General features: G+C 59.2%; 13 protein-coding genes and 1 pseudogene. 11 read left to right on the top strand and 3 right to left on the bottom strand.

Features of this window, described 5'->3' with window-relative positions; genetic code table 11:
• Positions 1-127 precede the first annotated feature (127 nt).
• From DBR00_RS15125 to DBR00_RS15115, 3 genes are read left to right on the top strand one after another with little or no spacing between them, the layout of a single operon-like run.
• On the top strand, positions 128-787 hold the full coding sequence (locus tag DBR00_RS15125) for a paraquat-inducible protein A (protein WP_108487055.1): 660 nt from the start codon (positions 128-130) through the stop codon (positions 785-787).
• Positions 774-1,394, top strand: coding sequence for a paraquat-inducible protein A (locus tag DBR00_RS15120; RefSeq protein WP_108487056.1), 621 nt, complete (start codon positions 774-776; stop codon positions 1,392-1,394). The genes DBR00_RS15125 and DBR00_RS15120 overlap by 14 nt, the downstream gene beginning before the upstream one ends.
• On the top strand, positions 1,387-3,690 hold the full coding sequence (locus DBR00_RS15115; protein ID WP_108487057.1) for a PqiB family protein: 2,304 nt from the start codon (positions 1,387-1,389) through the stop codon (positions 3,688-3,690). The genes DBR00_RS15120 and DBR00_RS15115 overlap by 8 nt, the downstream gene beginning before the upstream one ends.
• Positions 3,691-3,821: 131 nt before the next feature.
• On the opposite strand, the gene mksF is transcribed toward DBR00_RS15115, so the two are convergent.
• From mksF to mksB, 3 genes are read right to left on the bottom strand one after another with little or no spacing between them, the layout of a single operon-like run.
• Positions 3,822-6,656: an Mks condensin complex protein MksF gene (mksF, locus tag DBR00_RS15110; protein WP_108487058.1), complete on the bottom strand. Its 2,835-nt coding sequence runs from the start codon at positions 6,654-6,656 to the stop codon at positions 3,822-3,824.
• Positions 6,653-7,348: an Mks condensin complex protein MksE gene (mksE, locus tag DBR00_RS15105; RefSeq protein ID WP_108487059.1), complete on the bottom strand. Its 696-nt coding sequence runs from the start codon at positions 7,346-7,348 to the stop codon at positions 6,653-6,655. The genes mksF and mksE overlap by 4 nt, the downstream gene beginning before the upstream one ends.
• On the bottom strand, positions 7,345-8,595 hold the full coding sequence (mksB, locus tag DBR00_RS15100) for an Mks condensin complex protein MksB (protein WP_108487060.1): 1,251 nt from the start codon (positions 8,593-8,595) through the stop codon (positions 7,345-7,347). Before mksB ends, mksE begins: the two co-directional genes overlap by 4 nt.
• A gap of 274 nt (positions 8,596-8,869) precedes the next feature.
• Between mksB and DBR00_RS15095 the strand changes: the two genes are divergently transcribed.
• The 8 genes and pseudogenes from DBR00_RS15095 to DBR00_RS21130 all read left to right on the top strand — a co-directional run.
• Positions 8,870-9,901 carry a DUF6160 family protein gene (locus tag DBR00_RS15095; protein ID WP_108487061.1) on the top strand — a complete coding sequence of 344 codons (1,032 nt, stop codon included), beginning with the start codon at positions 8,870-8,872 and terminating at the stop codon, positions 9,899-9,901.
• Between the two features lie 2 nt (positions 9,902-9,903).
• Positions 9,904-11,097 (top strand): hypothetical protein, encoded by a 1,194-nt coding sequence (locus tag DBR00_RS15090; protein ID WP_108487062.1) that lies wholly within the window; start codon positions 9,904-9,906, stop codon positions 11,095-11,097.
• 22 nt (positions 11,098-11,119) lie between these two features.
• The gene (locus DBR00_RS15085) at positions 11,120-11,692 is read left to right on the top strand and encodes a hypothetical protein (protein WP_267809850.1); all 573 of its coding nucleotides are present in this window, start codon (positions 11,120-11,122) and stop codon (positions 11,690-11,692) included.
• An 11-nt stretch (positions 11,693-11,703) separates the two neighbouring features.
• A complete protein-coding gene (locus DBR00_RS15080; protein WP_108487063.1) occupies positions 11,704-14,025 on the top strand; it encodes a DUF6160 family protein in 2,322 nt (773 codons plus the stop codon).
• A 257-nt stretch (positions 14,026-14,282) separates the two neighbouring features.
• A complete protein-coding gene (locus DBR00_RS15075; protein ID WP_108487064.1) occupies positions 14,283-15,380 on the top strand; it encodes a carboxynorspermidine decarboxylase in 1,098 nt (365 codons plus the stop codon).
• 135 nt (positions 15,381-15,515) lie between these two features.
• Entirely contained in the window at positions 15,516-16,760 is a 1,245-nt protein-coding gene (locus tag DBR00_RS15070; protein ID WP_108487065.1) for a saccharopine dehydrogenase family protein, read from the top strand.
• A gap of 311 nt (positions 16,761-17,071) precedes the next feature.
• Positions 17,072-18,619 (top strand): 2-isopropylmalate synthase, encoded by a 1,548-nt coding sequence (locus tag DBR00_RS15060; RefSeq protein ID WP_108487067.1) that lies wholly within the window; start codon positions 17,072-17,074, stop codon positions 18,617-18,619.
• Positions 18,616-18,721, top strand: a pseudogene (locus tag DBR00_RS21130) (energy transducer TonB); the annotation flags it as partial. The gene DBR00_RS15060 and the pseudogene DBR00_RS21130, both read left to right, overlap by 4 nt.

Here is an 18,721-nt window from a genome sequence, read left to right as displayed (position 1 = left end):
ATCGTGAAAACGATCGGGGGTTTTACTTTTACCCGCAAAAACAAACCAGCCACTGTCGCGGCTTTGATAGGCAACATTACGGCACGTCGCTATCATGCTCTTGCGCACTTCCAGCAGAGTTCTTTACATGGCCGACCCGGCATCCCCTGACGCTTTCACCGAGCTTGAGCTCAAGCAGCTGATTGCCTGTCATGAGTGTGATCTGTTGATGCGTAAACCACCGACTGCAGCTGGTGATCGGGTTGAATGCCCGCGTTGCGGCTACGAGTTGTATACGCACCGCACGCAGGTTATCCGGCGCAGTATGGCGTTGGTGATTACCGCTTTGCTGCTGTATGTCCCAGCCAACTTCCTGCCGATCATGCGTCTTAATCTATTGGGGCAGGCGACCGAGGATACAGTCTGGAGTGGCGTTCTCGGGCTGTATAACAACGGTATGCAGGGCATCGCTGTTGTGGTCTTTTTGTGCAGCATGGCCGTGCCATTGCTCAAACTGTTGTGTCAGTTTGCTGTGTTGCTGAGTATCCGCCTGGATATTGGCCGCAGTTATGGCCTTTTGCTCTACCGTATTTATCATCACATGCGTGAGTGGGGCATGCTTGAGGTCTACCTGATGGGCATTCTGGTGGCCATTGTGAAGCTGGTCGATCTGGCCGAACTGAGTATTGGACTGGGGCTGCTGTGTTTCGTCGCGCTGTTACTGGTGCAGGTCTGGTTGGAGGTGACGATGTCGCCCCATCAGATCTGGGAAGCCCTGTCGGGAGAGGATGAGCATGCGTGCGATTGATGCTGGGCTGCTGATTTGTCATGAATGCCACCAGCTCAACCCGCAGCAGCGTGGTCACAAGCAGTTCTGTACACGTTGCGGTGGCCGCCTGCATGAGCGCAGACCTAACAGTCTGATACGTACCTGGGCGTTGCTGCTGACGGCTGCTGTGCTGTATATCCCAGCCAATCTACTGCCGATCATGACGGTCAACTCATTGGGCAAAGGACAGTCCGATACCATCATGTCGGGTGTCATCGAATTGGTGAACTACGGCATGCTGCCGATTGCCGCAGTGGTCTTCATTGCCAGTATTCTGGTGCCGACGTTCAAGCTGGTGGGCATTGCTCTGCTGCTGTATTCGGTGCAGCGCCATCAGCCGATGTCGGCGCGACAGCGGATATTGATGTACCGCTTTATCGAATGGATTGGGCGCTGGTCGATGCTCGACATCTTTGTCATCGCCATACTGGTGGCGGTGGTCAACTTCGGCAGCCTGGCCAGTATCGAACCTGGCTATGGCGCAACGGCTTTTGCCAGTGTGGTGGTGCTGACCATGCTCGCCGCTCTAACTTTTGACCCCCGCCTGATATGGGATAACACGGATTCGGATGACGACCATGAATGATTTGCCGTTAGCCAAGGCACTCCCAGCTTCGAACTGGTCGGCTATTTGGGTGCTGCCGCTGATTGCGCTGCTGATCGGCGGTTGGCTGGGATGGCGAGCCTATAGCGAAGCGGGCATCGAGATTCAGGTGACTTTCGAGACCGGTGAAGGCCTCCAGGCCGGCAAGACGGAAGTCATCTACAAGGGCATGTCGATTGGCAAGTTGACTGCGATGGAGTTGGACGACAGCGGCGAGCGGCGTGGCGTAAGAGCGACGCTGGAGATGGACAAGCGTGTGGAGCATCAACTGCTCAGCAACACCCGCTTCTGGCTGGTCAAACCGAGCGTTTCGCTGGCAGGGATTACTGGTTTGGAAACCCTGGTGTCAGGTAATTACATTGCCGCCAGCCCGGGTGATGGTGAGCCTACGCGCAAGTTCACTGCACTCAATGAGCCGCCACCGCTGGCCGATACCGCTCCCGGCCTGCACCTGACGCTCAAGGCCGAGCGCCTGGGTTCGTTGAATCGCGACAGTCCGGTGTTCTACAAGCAGATCCAAGTTGGCCGGGTTAAAAGTTACGCGCTGCTAGAGGACCAGAGTCAGGTTGAGGTGAAGGTGTTTATTCAACCGGAGTTTGCCTCCTTGGTACGCAAACACACGCGCTTCTGGAACGCCAGCGGTGTGTCCATCGATGCGGGGCTCTCGGGGGTGAAAGTGCGCACCGAGTCGCTGGCGAGCATCGTGGCGGGTGGTATTGCCTTTGCTACCCCGGAACACCGCAAGGACAGCCCGCCGACCGATCCGTCCTTGCCATTCCGCTTGTATGAAGACTTCGACACGGCGCAGGCCGGCATCCGCGTCAATCTCGCCCTGCATGACTTTGAAGGGCTGGAGCCTGGACGCACACCGGTAATGTACAAGGGTATCCAGGTCGGGCACATGAAGACGTTCAAGATCGATGACGACCTCAGCGGTGCGCGGGTTGAACTGATGCTGGACCCGCGCACAGAAGACTATCTGGTGCAAGGCACCGATTTCTGGGTGGTTAGACCATCGATTTCCCTGGCCGGTATTACCGGGCTGGAGGCACTGGTCAAGGGCAACTACATTGCCATTCGCCCGGGTGAGAAGGGCGCTGCGCCCGCGCGTGATTTTGCTGCCAGGGCCAAGGCGCCACCGCTCGATCTGGCCGCGCCTGGCTTGCACCTGGTGTTGTTCAGCGACGCGCGTGGCTCGCTGGAGGTCGGTAGCCCGATTTTGTTCAAGCAAGTCAAGGTAGGCTCGGTGCAGAGCTATCAACTGTCGCGGGATAACACACAAGTGGCGTTTGGTGTGCACATTGAGCCTGAGTATGCCCATCTGGTGAACAGCAGTACGCGCTTCTGGAATGCCAGTGGCATTACCCTCAAAGGCGGTTTGTCCGGTGTCGAGGTCAAGAGCGAGTCCTTGCAGACCCTGCTTGCTGGGGGGGTCGCCTTCGAGACACCAGATCCAAAAGCCGCCAAGGATGATAAGCGGGTGCAGCGCTTCAACCTCTACAGCAGCCAGGAGCAGGCGTTGGAGAAAGGCGTGGCCTTGACCATCCGTGTGCCTCGTGGAGATGGGCTGAATCCGGGTACGGCGATTCGTTACAAGGGCCTGGACGTTGGCAAGGTTGAGCGTATCGAGCTCACCGATGATCTGCAGGCGGTGGTACTCCACGCCCGGGTTACCCAGGCGACGCAGCAGATTGCCCGGGTAGGCACGCAATTCTGGGTGGTCAAGCCAGAGGTCAGCCTGACCCGCGCCGCCAACCTGGAAACTCTGGTCACCGGCCAGTATCTGGAAGTGCAGCCCTCAAATCAGAAGGGCGCTGTGCAGCTGAGCTTTACGGCTGCCGAAGCACCGCCTAAAGCCAATGCCCGTGAGCAGGGCCTGCGTCTGGTGTTGAGTGCCGCACGGCGTGGGTCGATCAAGCCGGGTGTGGTGGTCAGTTACCGCGAGGTGCCGGTGGGCAAAGTCACCGATTTTGAGCTGGGACCGACCTCGGATCGCGTGTTGATCCATATCCTGATCGAGCCGCGTTATGCACCGCTGGTGCGTACTGGCAGCCGCTTCTGGAATGCCAGCGGCATTGGTGTGGATGCGGGGTTGTTCAGTGGCGTGAAGGTGCGTACCGAGTCGCTGGAGGCTTTGCTGGAGGGCGGTATTGCCTTTGCTTCGCCGGATAACCCGCAAATGGGCGGGCCGGCGCAGGCTGGGCAGACCTTTGCCTTGCATGATGAGGTCAAGGAAGAGTGGTTACGCTGGGCGCCGAAGATCGCGCTGGAGAAATAACCGACGAGGGCCGCCATTGCGGCCCTCGTGCGTTGGGGGTTCTGCTGTCATCCGCTTGGTGGGTTACGCGGCGGCGGAGTTCTTCGTTGTATCGATGAAACGTTTCCGCGCCGCTAACCCACCCTACGTCCCTAGGCCGGTTCGGCTGTTGCGGTCGTTGGCTCGACTTTGCTCTTGGTGCTGTCGCGGCGCTGGATGTATTTCCAGTCCGCTTCATCGATATAGATGCCATTGGGCCCACTGCCGCCTTCCAGGTCGATGGCCACGTGAGCCGAGACCTGCGGTTTCACCGAGGCAAGAATAGGTACAAAGCCCAGTTGCAGGCTGGTTTCGATCAGCGCCTGCTGGTTCTTTTCATCGATATCCGCCGCCTCGTCCAGGTAGTAAGGCAAGCGCACCTTGCCGGCCTGGTCGCGGTCCATCAAGTGCAGCAACAAGTACATGTTGGTCAGCGCCTTGATGGTCATGGTGGTGCCGTTCGACGCCGCGCCATCGATGTCGGTGTGGATCACCGGCTGGCCATGCACCTTGGTGATCTCGAAGGCCAGCTCGAACAGATCCTTCAAACCCAACTGGTTATGGTTGGCGGCGACCAGACGCGACAGATAGTCCTTGGCCTCCTCGTTCTTGCTGTCCTGTTCGCTGCTCTGTTGCAGGTCGAACACCGAGAGGGTTTCGCCTTCTTCGTACTGGCCGGCGCTGTGGATGATCTGGTCGATGTGTTTAAGCGCATCTTTATTCGGGGCGAGGACAATGCGGAAGCTTTCCAGGTTGGACACCTGACGCTTGTTGATTTCGCGGTTGAACAGCGCCAGTTGGTGTTCCAGGTTGTCGTAGTCGCTGCGGATATTGCGCAGGGTACGGGCGATGTCAGTGACCGCCGCGCGGCGCGCCTTGGCCAGGGTAATGGCTTCATCCTGGCGGTGGGCGTAAGCGTTGACCAGCAGATGCAGACGGCGCTCGACGTCATCTTCGCTGTCGAACTTGGCCACACCTTTGAGGCGCACCTGGGCGTACAGTGCCTCGATCTGCCCGTCGACACGTTGCAGGCCTTGCCAGGCGTCTTGGTAGTCGTTGAGCAGCGGCAGCAGGTTATCCAGCGAGTCGTCCACCGGGTCGGTAAACGGCGTGCCGAACGGCAGGTTGGCCGGTAGCAGTTGGCGACGACGCAGGGCATCTTCCAGCGTGCGTTCCTTGGCTTCCAGATCGGCGAGCTGACGGCTGACCAGTTGCAGCTTGGCGGAGAGCTGCTGCACGCGTTCGGTAAAGGCATCGGCGGCGCGCTTGAGCTCGTCCTGGGCGGCTTCCAGTTGAGCCAGCTGCTCCAGTTTCGGCGGCTCTTCCACGGCCAGGGTCTGGCTTTTGCGGAAGTCTTCCAGGGCTTTCTGCGCATCCAGCACGGCCTGGTAGAACTGCTCGGCCTGAGCCTTGCTCGCTGCGCGGTCGGCCGCTACGGCCTGTTGGGTTTTCAGCTGTTTGTATTCGCGATCCAGACGGTCTTTCTGGTCGCGCAGGGCGGCGCGGTCGGCCAGCGCTTGCAGGGCCGGCGGCTCGATCTGCGAGAGGTCGATGCTCAGGCCGGGCACTTCGAAGTGTTCACCTTTAAAACCATCAAGGATGGCTTCGAGGGATTTGACCCAAGCGTCGCCCTCGGTGATCTGAATGCCTTTCTCACCCAGCGGCAGGCTAAACAGTTGGCCGTTGAACAGGCGCATCAGGCGGTCGACGTCCTGCTGGCTGAACTCTTCGCGCAAGCGTGAGTAGCTGTTGTTGTCGGCGTGTTCGAGTTGCTGCTTGACCGACTTTAAGCGCTTCTCCAAGTCGCGCAGACGCTCATCTAAGTCCTCGGCGGAGAACTGCCGTGACTGCGCCAGTGCGCCGGCCAGTTCGTCGTGGGCGTCCTTGGCGGCCAGCAGCTGTTCTTCCAGCACCTTGGCGTCGGTGACCAGGGCGAAACGGTTTTTCAGCACTGATAACTCGCCGAGCCAGCGCTGGATTTCGCTGATCTCGCGCTCCATGCGCATCAGTTCCTGTGTGCCGCCACGTTGTTCCTGTTGCAGGCCGTCCTGCTCGCCACGGTAGTGTTCGGCCTGGATCACCAGTTCCTCGCGGCGCGCGCCAGCGTAGTCCTGCCAGGTGCCGAGCAGCGAATCGAGCAGCGGCGAGAGGCGGTGCAACTTGCCGCGCAGCAGTTCGCGCTGGGCCACGCCAGCGGCCAGCGCTTCAATCAGCGGGCCGGCGGTGACGAGGGCTTGATAGTCCTGTTCCATGCGCCGCACATCGCGGAAGGCTTCTTCGGTGGCGGCGATGTAGTCGACGCTGCCCGAGCGCAGGCTGTGCTCGAAGGCATCGAGGAACAGCTGTTTGAGTTTGGCAGCAGTGATTTCGCGCATGTGCAGCAGGTTGATAAACAGCGCGCGGAAGGTTTTCAGGCTCTGCTCGCTGGTCGACCGCAGCGGAATAAGCGTCAGGTCCAGCGGAATCGAGGTATGCCCGCCGACCAGCAGGCGGCGCAGCTCTTCCGGCTTCAGTTCGTAGGCCTTGATGCCCTCGCGCTCCAGGTTGTTGAACAGCTCGCGTTGACGCAGGCAGGTGCCGTTCTTCTGGTAGTGCTCCAGATTCAGGGTGCCCTGGTAGGCGAAGAACTGGTGGCCAAAACCGCCGCCCGGGCCGCGACCGGCCACGCCGATGACATGCGGGCCATGGGGCAGGGCGACTTCGACGAGGATGTAGCTGGTGTCGCTGGCGAAGTAGAACTTACGCGACTGCTCCAGGCTGTACTTGCCGAAGCTCATGTCCGACATGCGCGCCAGAATCGGGAACTGCAGGGCGTTGATCGAGGCGGATTTACCGAGGTTGTTGGCCCCGTAAACCGACAGCGGGTTTTCCAGCGGGAACAGGCCGAGGCTGTAACCGGCGGTATTCAGTAGGGCGAAGCGGCGGATGCCGTAGCGTTCCTGGCTCATGCATCCATCTCCTGGGCGTTACGTTCTTCGGCCATGGCGCGGGCCAGGGCGTCTTCTTCGGATTCGTCGGCATCGTTCTCTGCGAGGCTGATGATCTCGTCTTCGACCTCTTCATCTTGCAGCACCGGTGTTGGCAGCGGCAGGCTGCTGTGCAATGTGGCGGCTAGGTCACGGTCTTGCTGCACGGAGAGGCACACATCGAGGAAGCGATGCATAGGCGCGAGGAAGCGGTAGATGCCGTTGTCTTCACTGGCAAAACCGAGCTGAGTCAGGCGGCGCATGACTTTTTCTTCCAGCTCTTCGACGCTGGTGACTTCGGCTTGCAGAAACAGGTCGCGGTATTTCTCCAGCAGCGCTGGCAGCTCGTCGCGGCCTAGGCTACCGCCGTCGAGCACAGCCAGCGGGTCGCGGCCCTGATCGGCCAGGTGCTCGACCAAAATGAAGGTAAACAGCGCCAGGCGTTGCGCGGTTTTGTTCACCTGCGCGCCCATTTGCTCGGGCACGAAATAGTAGAAACCACGGCTGTCGCACGTCAGTTCATAGCCGAGCGCCTTAAACAGGGCGCGGTACTGATCCTGCTGGCCGGCCAGCTGGGTATAGAGTTCTGGATTGCTGCGGCTGATGTGGTAGCCCTTGAACAGCTCGCGGAAGATCGGCGCAAGCTGGGTCAGTTCTTTTAGGTCGATATTCATAGGGCGGTGGTCCCGGCCGGCTTGATCAGGGCAAAGGAGCTCAGGCTGACCTGATGCTCGCGGGTGAGGTAGTCGCGGCGCTCCAGGCGCTCGCGCTGGAAGCGGCCATCGCGCGACAAGCGCGAGAACCAGTAGAGCAATTCGTCGGTGGCGCCTTCGGGCTCCTGTTCCAGCAGCCAGACCATCAGGTCCGGCAGCGGCAGGGCCTGCTCGCAGCGTTCGATCATCTCCCGCGCGGTGCGTGGCGCGCGTGGTGCTTCGCCTTTGCGGCTGCTGTGCGCTTTGGGGAACTGCGCCGGTTTTGGCTCGAAGCGGGCTAGGGCGTAGACATAGGCCTCAACCTGCGAAGCGGTGCCGAGAAAGGTGCTTTGCGGGCGGCTGAACAGCGGCAGTGAGGCTTGTGGCACGGCGTCCAGGCCCTTTTTGCGAATGGCCGACAGGGCGAGTGCTGCGCCACGGGTCACGGCGTTATGCCGGCGTGCTTCTTCGCGCAGTGGCAAGAGCAACTCGCGGGCGCGGCGCAGGGTCAGCTGAGCGGTGGTCTGCATTTCCAGGATGCGCGCATGGGTGCGTAGCAGCAGGTCGTCATCCACCAGCTGGCCGAGGCGCTGCTGTTCGCCTAGCAGGCGCAGCAGCACGTGTTCGACGCGGTAGACGCCCTGTTCGAAAGCGCCGTCGGCGGCGACCAGCTGGATCATCGGCTCGACGTATTCGTCCCAGGTGGCCAGCACTTCGGCGTAGCGCTGGCGCAGCGGAATCTGCCTATCTGAGGTCTTGGCTCGGTCGGCCACGGCCACCAACGCTTGCTCGTCGTTGGCCAGCTTCTTCAGCACGTCGCGTACGCGCATATCGAGCAGACGCAGTTGACGTGCCAGATCGGCGGCGTCGCGCACCTCGAAAGCATCCTTGATATAGCCGGCCAAACGCTCCAGATGGCGCAGGTAGGCCTCGATTTCCAAGCACAGGCCCAAGCGGTGCTCGCGCCGAAGGTAGGCGAGGAAGTCGTGAATCTGTGCGTTCAACTCGAAGCGATTGGGGCTCTTGGCCACCGGCACCAGGATATCCAGGCGAATCCACTGGTCGAGCAGGGCGGTGATGTCGGTGGGGCTGCCGTCTGGCAGTTGCACGGCCAGTTGGTTGCGCAGCTCCACCAAGCTCAGGGTGCCGGCATCGAAGCGCTCGCACAGCGGCTCCAGCAACGTCCAGTGTTCAGCAAGGGCGCGCAGTACGCGCTTGGGATCAATCATCGGGGCATCCGCTCCGCGGGCTTTCGCAAAAAACGCCGATTGTACTGCAAGGCGCGGCCAAGGCTTGAGTGTCAGTCATCGTCTGTGCGCCGCTCGGGCGGATGTAACCCGTGGTGTGGTGATGGGTAACAGCCTGACGGCTGCCTGTGACGAGTTTCTCGGGTTTTCTCGACTATGGGTCGGCACATTCAAAGGGCGAGCTTTTTATAGTGCTAATCAAGGCGTGGAGTCTTACAGAGACCTGCCACCGATAATAAAAAACAAGGAATTTGCCATGCGCCCAGCTTTGCGCTTTGCCAAGACTGCCTGTGTGTTGATCAGCTCGGCGTTAATGAGTGTGGCTGCCCATGGGGCAATGGTTGAGTTGGCCGACAGTGAATTGTCAGAAGTCACTGGCCAGGCTTTCATCAACCTGGCCACTGATAGCTATGCAGGGGTCAATTACACCCGCATCAATTTCGGCATGGACATTGAAACCCAGTTGAATATGAACAAGCTCAAGCTGGGCTTGTATGGCCGCACGGGTGAGGCTGCCAATACAGCAGATATCAATATCGACAATTTTGCCCTGGGGTCGGTGAATGCGAACGACACAATTAACCCATTCCGTATTTCCAACCCCTTTCTAGAGCTGGCCTACAAAGACAACAAGGTAGTGGGTGTGCGCCTCGGCTTTGGTGAAGCGCAGGGGCATTTATCCGGCAATATCAATACTTACACCGGTAATCTGGCCATCGATATCTTTGGCAAAGGTAGTTATCTGGGGCCGAAAATGAATTGCGGCTGGGATCCAATCTGCGGCATCGCAAAGTCACTTGTAAGTGGCACTTGGGCAAATGATGAGTTCAAAGCGCAGGCATCACTGGTCAACGGGGCCGGCAATGCAGATCCTGTGCGCGGCACCATGGCTGGCCTGCCTGATGGCACAACCCTCTCCATGCCCGCTTCAGGTGCTGTTGCTAACTTTTTGCTGGGGTTATTTAAGTCGCAGGACTGCGGTTTGCTGGGCGTTAGTACCTGCTTCAATCTTTCCGATTACGGCAGCATTCCTGTGGGTAAGTTTGACAATCAGACCCAGCAGTTTGTCGGCACTGCCAATGGTGTATTCCTCTCGATGCAGACGGAAAACGTGCAGTGGCGCGATCAGCAGGATGCCAGCAAGTTCATCACGGCCCTGGCGGGTGCTTTTATGAACTTGCCGCGCAATGCCGATGGTACGGCAGCCATTAACCTAAGCTTCCAGCAAGCGCTGGAAGGCATTGCACGCAAAGATACCTGTCTCGGCTCTGCGACTCACGGGTGCTAATCATGCTTCGATCAATTGGTTTCTGCGTATTGCTTTCGGTGACCACCTGCAGTGTTGCGGAGCTGCAGGAGTTGGCTGACGAAGAGCTGTCAGTGGTTCAGGGGGCCGGATTCGGTTTCGTGCTGGACGGCATCATGCTGGATGCGTCAGCCGCCAATATCACCATCAATGATATTGAGCGGGTCAAGGCCGACGGCACCAAGGAGAACATGCCGGTCAAATTATCGGAGTTCTACCTGAGCGGCAGCGGCAGTAACAAAGGAGCCAACAAGACTCCGGTTACATTGGGGCGGCTGAACCACCCCTTTACCGTAACCCTGGGTAAGGGCGAAGAAATGCGTGCGCTCAGTGACACCTGGGAACTGCGCAGTAAGGTCGTACGCGAGGGGGGCGTCAACAAGACGGTTCAATACTGGGCGCCCAGTGGTGCATCGCAATGGGTGCAGACCACGCCGAGCAATGTGGCGGTGCTAACACTGGCCTTTCCGGAACGCATGACCTCGGGCGGTTCAAGCTGTATCAGCGGTTTCGCCGGTGCAGGGTTGAACTGCTCAAGTGACCCAAGCGGTCGTGCTGATCTGGGCATGCGCTTTGATTTCAGCGTGGGGGGAGGGCGTAAGGATATTCTCGATTTTGACTTGGCCCAGTTGACCATGGATGGCTCTTATTTGCGGTTGTGGGGGGATAACAGTCGCAAGCAGTTGGTGGGCGAAGCCTTGATCAATATCTTTGCCAAACACCTTGATATCAGTGCCTGTACAGCACCGGAGGCAGCTGCCAATTGCAGCGCTGCGGCGGCCTTGGGCGGCACGCTGTATCTGACCAATGCCTACGCCAATATTGCGCTGGGCTATGGTAAATCGCAGCCGCTGCAGTTTGACGTGAACAGCAACGGTCAATTTGTTCTGGAACTTAGCAACCCTGTGAATACCAGCGGTACGGCTGCCCAGCGCAATGCTCAGGCGGCAGACTTCTATGCCAATACCCCGCGCACCAATCTGGTATTCGACAACATGAATATCGGTTACGGACGGCCACCCGCCAACGGGTTCGCCAACATGCCGGGGGCGGTGGTGAACTCGAATGGTCAGGCCGTGGTAGGGGCTGGCGGCTTGAACGGCGGCTTTAACTTCGGTCGCAATGAAATTTCGGGGCTGAGCTTCAACTATCTGAAGGTGACCAGCCGTGATCTCTAGATTCGGGATAGTCGTGGTGTTCATGTTGGCAATGCCGGCGCTTGCCGAAATGCAGGCGCTGGATGACAACACGTTGAGCAGCATGAATGGTCAGGGCGGGGTGTATCTGTCTGGCGAGTTCAGTATCAACAAGGATGGCGGTGTGTTGTGGAGCAAACCGGCCAGCAACAACCCCAGCACGTGGACGGCCAGCCAACGTAGCTGCGCCAATGCGGGCGCCAGTACAGCGGAGAACTGCGGTATGCGCATCGCTATTCGTTCGGAAGAAGTTGGCGGATGGTATGTACTGGACAACCTCAAGGGTGTGTTCAGTTTCGAAGGGCTGACGTTGCGTACGCGGACGATCAACAGTGGTTTTAATGGTGATGGCGCAGCCTTCAATAAGGATGTATTGGAGTTCGGCCTGCCCAACGAGGTGAAGTTCAAGGATGGCAGCTTTGCCTTTGGCGTGGCTAACCAGGGCGGCTGGCAGAACAAGTCGCTGAGTGTGGCCAACGGCGGCAATCCGTCGTATCAGCAGACCAATATTTTCTCGGCGAAGATTGATGGCACCATCCGCATGCAAGGCAACGTGCTGATCTTTCCGCAGAACTGAGGAGCAGAGCCATGCACCGTCACTCGCTGTTGTTGCTCGCACTTCTGAGTCCGCTTACGCAGGCCATGCAGGCGCTGGATGATCAAGCGTTGTCATCCGTCAGCGGACGTGACGGTATCAGCCTGCAAACCAGTGGCGGTGGCTGGTCGGCGGGTAGTGTTAATTACACGCAGGATGGCCAGACCCTTAGCCTCAAGGGTGTCAGTGGCACACCGCAAACAGCGGGCAGCAACTCGACCACCACGCTTGATGTAGTCGGCGATCAATTGCAGGTGCAGCACAGCGGCAGTGCCCAGGTGCTGAGTGTGGATAACATCGAATTGGCTGGCAGCAGCAAAAGCTTTGGCGCCTTTCGTGCATTCTTCACCCTGGGCGCCAGCCTCAAACTGAGTGGCGGGGGGGCCAGCGGTGTCAGTGGTTTCAGCGTGGATGACAGTCAGCTGTCGCTGAGCGCGGCGACCTTCTATTACCGCGACAATGGCTTTGACCTGATTGTCAAAGGCCTGTCGTTCGATACCTACCTGAACAACGCCTACCTGGATATTGTTAGCGGCGGCAGTGGCCAGGAGATCAAGATGGACCTGGGTACCTCACGCTTTGTTGGCTCGATTGCCGGCATCAGCCTTGATCTGGCCCATGGCGACCCGACGCCAGGTGTGGCGGTGACGCCGAGCACTCCCGATCTGCGTGACGTGGATGCACCGCGCAGCTTCGGCAAACTGGACATGGACTTGCGCCTGGGCGGCAGTATCAGCATTGCGGGTGGCGGGGCCAGTGGCGAAGGACTGCGGATCAAACCGAATATCACCATCGCCAACAGCCTGTTCCAGTATCAGGATGAAGGCGTGCTGCGCGCCGAGAACTTTGCCGGCAGCCTGATCAGCAATTCCGGTTTGACCCTGGATCTTGAACAGGATGGTGTTGGCAGTTACGCCAAAGTCGCCTTTCAAGATTTGAATCTCAACGCCACGCTGGGCGGTCTAATCATGGGCAACCCGAGCAATCAGAAACTCGGCGGCCTGGCGGTGGATCTGAACTTCCTCGACCAGGGCGCACGGCAAAACTGGCTGAAGCTGCGCCCGGGCGGTGACCCTAACTCGGGGCAAAAAGGTATCAGCGCCGACCTCAGCTGGAACATGGTCAACAGCTCGTTGGCGCTCACCGATAACGGTAACAGCATGTGGTTCAGCGGCCTGCGCACCCATGGCACGGGGCAGTTTACGTTTGACCTGACCAAGAGCTGCGCGGCGGGTGTCTCTGCCAGTTGCTATGCCGGTACCAATACCGACATGAACAGCGGTGGTTATAACGGTCACTTCGACGGCATGCGCTTGGGTTTCAAGAACGTGGTCGGTAGTTACAGTTTTGATGGTCTGCGTGTCGGCACACCTGGCGCACCGCTGCAGGGCGGTACCGAACTGCTGGTTCTAATGGAAATATTCCCGGCCTATGACTTTACCCTCAATGGCCACATCACCCTCAAGGCGGGCGGGGCGACGGGCGATGGTCTGCGTTACAACGCCGACTTCTATATGAGTGAAGCCAATGCGGCGATTACCGTCGACGAGAATGGCCGAGGCCTTTGGTTGGCAGGTAGCAGCTATGACATCCACTTTCGTGATGGCTCGCTGGATATCAGCAATAACGGCGTCGAGCTGCGCAAGGGGACGTACTGGTCCAAGCTTGATGTGAACGATGTGCGCTGGGGTGACCGGCAAACCGGTAGCAGCATTGGTCGTTTAGTGCTCAAACGCTATGAGCAAGGTTCGACCCTGGCCATTAATTCGGGCGGTGCTGGTGCGCTGTGCGTCGGCGGCAGCGGCAGTACTTCCAGCGCCTGTGTGGCCAGTGGCGGGCGTTGGGAAGATCGCGGTGACGAAGGCATCTCGGTCAAGCTGAAGAACGTGTTTGTACGTGATGGCTCCGGTAACCCGGCCAATAGCGTATCGAATAACGAGAAGCGCAATCAGATCATCATTGAAACCGGGCGGGTCAATAAGGTGAACGGCACAGGCAGCCAGTTGGTGGTGGACAACTTCCACACGTCTGACGGTAACCCGAGTAACCCGAACGCCAATGTCTATGGGTTCAATGTCGACCTCAACCTAGACGTGGCGCCGACCAAGGTCTGCAATAAATCAGCTGCCGGTTGTACGCCAGTCAGCCCCGATCCGCTTGGCTTTGCGGTCAACGGCCGGGTGCATTTCAAGGAAGTGAACATCGACCGGATTCAGAATGTTCATCCCACTGGCGGTGCCGTGACTTCGATGTACGGGGTCAAGCTGCAGAACGCCGATATCCGCGCCAACCTGACGGCCACGCCGATCAATTGATCCGCACAACCCCGGCGCGTTAACGCTGGGGTACGTCATACCCCTGTCACTCTGACTGGTCATCCTGCGGCGCGTGGGTTGTTTCACGTTGGCCGCGCAGTCGTTGCCGATAGTCACTGAATCGACGAAATATCCCCACTGCTCTTTCGGTATGTGCCGGTTGTCGGCACAATTCGCCTCCACTTTTCGGGGAGGGGTCAGCTTTGCTGATTGCCTGCCGGCCGACTTTGCATAGCATTCGGGGCACAGACACGCAGATGATCAAGACGCCGTACTACCTCATCGACAAGCAAAAGCTCTTGGGCAACCTGGAGAAGATCGCCTACGTGCGCGAGCACTCCGGGGCCAAGGCGCTGCTGGCGCTTAAGTGCTTCGCCACCTGGTCGGTGTTCGACCTGATGCAGCAATACATGGACGGCACCACGTCCAGCTCGCTGTACGAGCTCAAGCTCGGTCGGCAGAAGTTCGCCGGCGAAACCCATGCCTACAGCGTGGCCTGGGCCGATGATGAAATCGAAGAAATGGTCGCCAACTGCGACAAGATCATCTTCAACTCCATTGGCCAGCTTGAACGCTTCGCCGAAGCCACCGAAGGCACCATTCGCGGCCTGCGTGTTAACCCGCAGGTGAGCAGCTCCGATTACCTGCTGGCCGACCCGGCGCGCCCATTCAGCCGCCTGGGCGAGTGGGACCCGGAAAAGATCGCCGCCGTGATGGATAAGATCAGCGGCTTTATGTTCCACAACAACTGCGAGAACGGCAGCTTCGAGCTGTTCGACCAGATGCTGACGACCATTGAAGAGCGCTTCGGTCATCTACTGGAGCAGGTCGAGTGGGTCAGCCTCGGTGGCGGCATTCACTTCACCGGCGACGACTACCCGCTGGACAAGTTCTGTGCGCGGCTCAAGGCCTTCTCCGAGCGCTTCGGGGTGCAGGTGTATCTGGAACCGGGCGAAGCGGCCATCACCCTGAGTTCCTCGCTGGAAGTCACGGTGCTCGACACCCTGTACAACGGCAAGCACCTGGCCGTGGTCGACAGCTCGATCGAAGCGCACATGCTTGACCTGCTGATCTACCGCCTTAACGCCAAGATGGAACCGTGCAACGGTGAATACACCTACATGGTGTGCGGCAAGTCGTGCCTGGCCGGTGACATCTTCGGTGAGTATCAATTCGACACGCCACTGGCCATTGGTGATCGCCTGTCGTTTATCGACGCCGCCGGTTACACCATGGTCAAGAAGAACTGGTTCAACGGCCTGAAAATGCCGTCCATCGCGGTCAAGCAACTCGACGGCAGCGTCGAAGTGGTGCGCGAATTTGGCTTTGACGATTACCTGTCGAGCCTGTCTTAACCCCGTAGGGTGGGCGGCGCTTTTCCGGCCACCGCTCTGCAATCACACAGGTGGATGCAAACAGCGTCATCCACCCTAGGTGTTGTAAACCCGCTGCAACGCTCTCAATAACGCAGTACCCAGGAGGTGAAACAATTGAAGAAGAATGTTCTGATCATTGGTGCAGGAGGTGTCGCCAAGGTGGTGGCCCACAAGTGCGCGCAGCACAACGACGAATTGGGTCGGATTGCTATCGCGTCGCGCAACATCTCCAAATGCCAGGCCATCATCGACAGCGTTAACGCCAAGGGCAGTTTGAAACAGCCGGCCGAGATCAAGGCCTTTGCCCTCAATGCGCTGGATATTGAAGCAACCAAAGCACTGATCCGCGAAACCGAATCGCAGATCGTCATCAACGTGGGTTCGGCCTTCCTCAATATGTCGGTGCTGCGCGCCTGCATCGAGACCGGCGCCGCCTACCTCGACACCGCCATCCACGAAGAACCGGGCAAGATTTGCGAAACGCCGCCTTGGTACGGTAACTACGAGTGGAAGCACCTGGCCGAATGCCAGGAGAAGGGCGTGACCGCCATCCTCGGCGTCGGTTTCGATCCGGGCGTGGTCAATGCTTACGCCGCACTGGCGCAGCAACAGTACTTTGACAGCATCGAGTCGATCGACATCCTCGACGTCAACGCCGGTTCCCACGGCAAGTACTTCGCCACCAATTTCGATCCGGAAATCAATTTCCGTGAATTCACCGGCCAAGTCTGGAGCTGGCAGAACAGCCAGTGGACCAGCAACCGCATGTTTGAAGTCAAACGCACCGACGATCTGCCGGTAGTCGGCGAACAGAATCTGTACTTGACCGGGCATGACGAAGTGCATTCCCTGTCCAAACACCTGAACGTGCCCAACGTGCGTTTCTGGATGAGTTTCGGCGAGCACTACATCAACGTGTTTACCGTGCTGAAAAACCTCGGTCTGCTGTCCGAACAGCCAGTCAAAACCGCCGAAGGCCTCGAAGTCGTGCCGCTGAAAGTGGTCAAGGCCGTGCTGCCCGATCCGTCCTCGCTGGCGCCGGGTTATAGCGGTAAAACCTGCATTGGCGACTTGGTCAAAGGCACCAAAGACGGCAAGCCAACCGAGTTGTTTATCTACAACGTCGCCGACCACAAAGATGCCTATGTCGAGACCGACAGTCAGGGCATTTCCTACACCGCTGGCGTACCGCCGGTCGCCGCTGCGCTGCTAGTCGCGCGTGGTGACTGGGATGTGGCGCGCATGGCCAACGTCGAAGAACTGCCGGCTGAGCCGTTCCTCAAACTGCTGGACGTAATGGGTCTACCGACCCGGATTAAAGATCAGCACGGCGACCGTCCATGGGATCAAGCCCTCTGATTGGCTGCGCGTCGGCGATACGGCGTTAAAAACAGGCGGGAAATGCTCATTTACAGCAGTAAACTCCGCTTTCCCGCCTGTTTTTGCCTTGTCTCGCTCTAGCTCGCTCAATCAGCCTAACGCCCGCCATTTTGGTGGGCGTTTTGCTATCTGGCCCGTGGGAGAGGCTGGGCGCCATCCCGCTTTAGCCACGACGTGGCATCTATGTGCGCCGCGCTTCCCGCCTGCGGCATTTCACGCGACAATCATTCCTTATCGACACGCGCCCCCACGTCGGGTGCGTGCTCCGGCGACTCCGTGAGGACACCAGCATGAGCAGCAACGATCGCGTCATTATTTTTGATACCACCCTGCGTGACGGCGAGCAGAGCCCCGGTGCGTCCATGACTGGCGAAGAAAAGCTGCGTATCGCCAAGGCGCTGGAGCGCCTGCGTGTCGACGTGATTGAGGCGGGCTTTGCTATCGCCAGCCCGGGTGACTTTGCCGCGGTCAAGGCGATTGCCGACAGCATCAAAGACAGCACCGTGTGCAGCCTGTCGCGGGCCCTGGATGCGGACATTGATCGCGCCGCCGAAGCCCTCAAGGGCGCCAACAGCGGGCGTATCCACACCTTTATCGCCACCAGCCCGATCCATATGCAGCACAAGCTGCGCATGCAGCCGGATCAGGTGGTGGAACAAGCCGTCCACGCCATCAAACGTGCGCGCAACCTGTGCAGCGACGTGGAGTTTTCCTGCGAGGACGCCGGCCGTTCTGAGCTCGATTTCCTCTGCCGCATTATTGAAGCGGCCATCGATGCCGGTGCGCGTACCATCAATATTCCCGATACGGTTGGCTATGCCATACCGCATCAGTACGCCGAGACCATTCGCCAGTTGCTCAACCGCGTGCCCAACGCCGACAAGGCGGTGTTCTCCGTGCATTGCCACAACGACTTGGGCTTGGCCGTGGCCAACTCGCTGGCGGCGGTGGTGGCCGGTGCGCGCCAAGTGGAGTGCACCATCAACGGCCTCGGTGAGCGCGCCGGTAACGCCGCGCTGGAGGAGATCGTCATGGCGATCAAAACCCGTGAAGACCTGCTCGGCGTGCACACCCGCATCGACACCCCGCATATCCTCAGTACCTCGCGGATGGTCTCGGGCATCACCGGTTTCCCGGTGCAGCCAAACAAGGCCATCGTCGGTGCCAATGCCTTTGCCCATGAGTCGGGCATTCACCAGGACGGCGTGCTCAAGCACCGCGAAACCTACGAAATCATGTCGGCGCAGTCGGTCGGCTGGCACACCAACAAGTTGTCGCTGGGTAAATTGAGCGGGCGCAACGCCTTCCGTTCGCGCCTGGATGAGCTGGGCATCGTGCTCGCCGGCGAGGCGGAGCTGAACGCTGCGTTCGCCCGCTTCAAAGACCTGGCGGACAAGAAGCAGGAGATCTTTGATGAAGACCTGCAGGCCCTGGTGTCCGACACCCTGACCGAGGAAGCGCCGGAGCATTTCAAGCTGATCACCCTGGAGGTGGCGAGCAAAACCGGTGAGGTGCCGCAGGCTCAGGTGGTGGTCAGTGTTGCGGGGACCGAGCACAGTGGTAATGCCCAGGGGTCGGGGCCGGTGGATGCCACCTTCAAGGCCATCGAGTCGATTGCCCGCTCCGAGGCCAACCTGCAACTGTATTCGGTTAATGCCATCACCCAGGGCACCGACTCGCAGGGTGAGGTAACCGTGCGCTTGGAGAAGGGCGGGCGCATCGTCAACGGCAACGGCGCGGACACTGACATTCTGGTGGCCTCGGCCAAGGCCTATATCAATGCGCTGAACCTGATGCAGGCCGGGCAAAAGGCGCACCCACAGGCGGCTGACGTTTGATCGCTGAACTGCGCCGCCGTGCTTACCTGAGTGCCATGCAGGTGGCCAGTTGGCTGCCGCGCGTGGAATTGCCCTTTGCTGCGCCCTCGCGGCCGGAGTTGC

The organism is Pseudomonas sp. HMWF032 (assembly GCF_003060885.1).
In the GTDB taxonomy this organism is placed as follows: domain Bacteria; phylum Pseudomonadota; class Gammaproteobacteria; order Pseudomonadales; family Pseudomonadaceae; genus Aquipseudomonas.
This window is presented reverse-complemented; position numbering and strand designations above follow the sequence as displayed.

Bases quoted from the DNA above. Each gene is read 5' to 3' on its own strand.
- DBR00_RS15080 (WP_108487063.1), top strand. From the start codon at position 11,704: ATGCACCGTCACTCGCTGTTGTTGCTCGCACTTCTGAGTCCGCTTACG.
- DBR00_RS15060 (WP_108487067.1), top strand. From the start codon at position 17,072: ATGAGCAGCAACGATCGCGTCATTATTTTTGATACCACCCTGCGTGAC.
- DBR00_RS15125 (WP_108487055.1), top strand. From the start codon at position 128: ATGGCCGACCCGGCATCCCCTGACGCTTTCACCGAGCTTGAGCTCAAG.
- DBR00_RS15095 (WP_108487061.1), top strand. From the start codon at position 8,870: ATGCGCCCAGCTTTGCGCTTTGCCAAGACTGCCTGTGTGTTGATCAGC.
- mksE (WP_108487059.1), bottom strand. From the start codon at position 7,348: ATGAATATCGACCTAAAAGAACTGACCCAGCTTGCGCCGATCTTCCGC.
- mksB (WP_108487060.1), bottom strand. From the start codon at position 8,595: ATGATTGATCCCAAGCGCGTACTGCGCGCCCTTGCTGAACACTGGACG.
- mksF (WP_108487058.1), bottom strand. From the start codon at position 6,656: ATGAGCCAGGAACGCTACGGCATCCGCCGCTTCGCCCTACTGAATACC.
- DBR00_RS15120 (WP_108487056.1), top strand. From the start codon at position 774: ATGCGTGCGATTGATGCTGGGCTGCTGATTTGTCATGAATGCCACCAG.
- DBR00_RS15090 (WP_108487062.1), top strand. From the start codon at position 9,904: ATGCTTCGATCAATTGGTTTCTGCGTATTGCTTTCGGTGACCACCTGC.
- DBR00_RS15085 (WP_267809850.1), top strand. From the start codon at position 11,120: ATGTTGGCAATGCCGGCGCTTGCCGAAATGCAGGCGCTGGATGACAAC.
- DBR00_RS15075 (WP_108487064.1), top strand. From the start codon at position 14,283: ATGATCAAGACGCCGTACTACCTCATCGACAAGCAAAAGCTCTTGGGC.
- DBR00_RS15115 (WP_108487057.1), top strand. From the start codon at position 1,387: ATGAATGATTTGCCGTTAGCCAAGGCACTCCCAGCTTCGAACTGGTCG.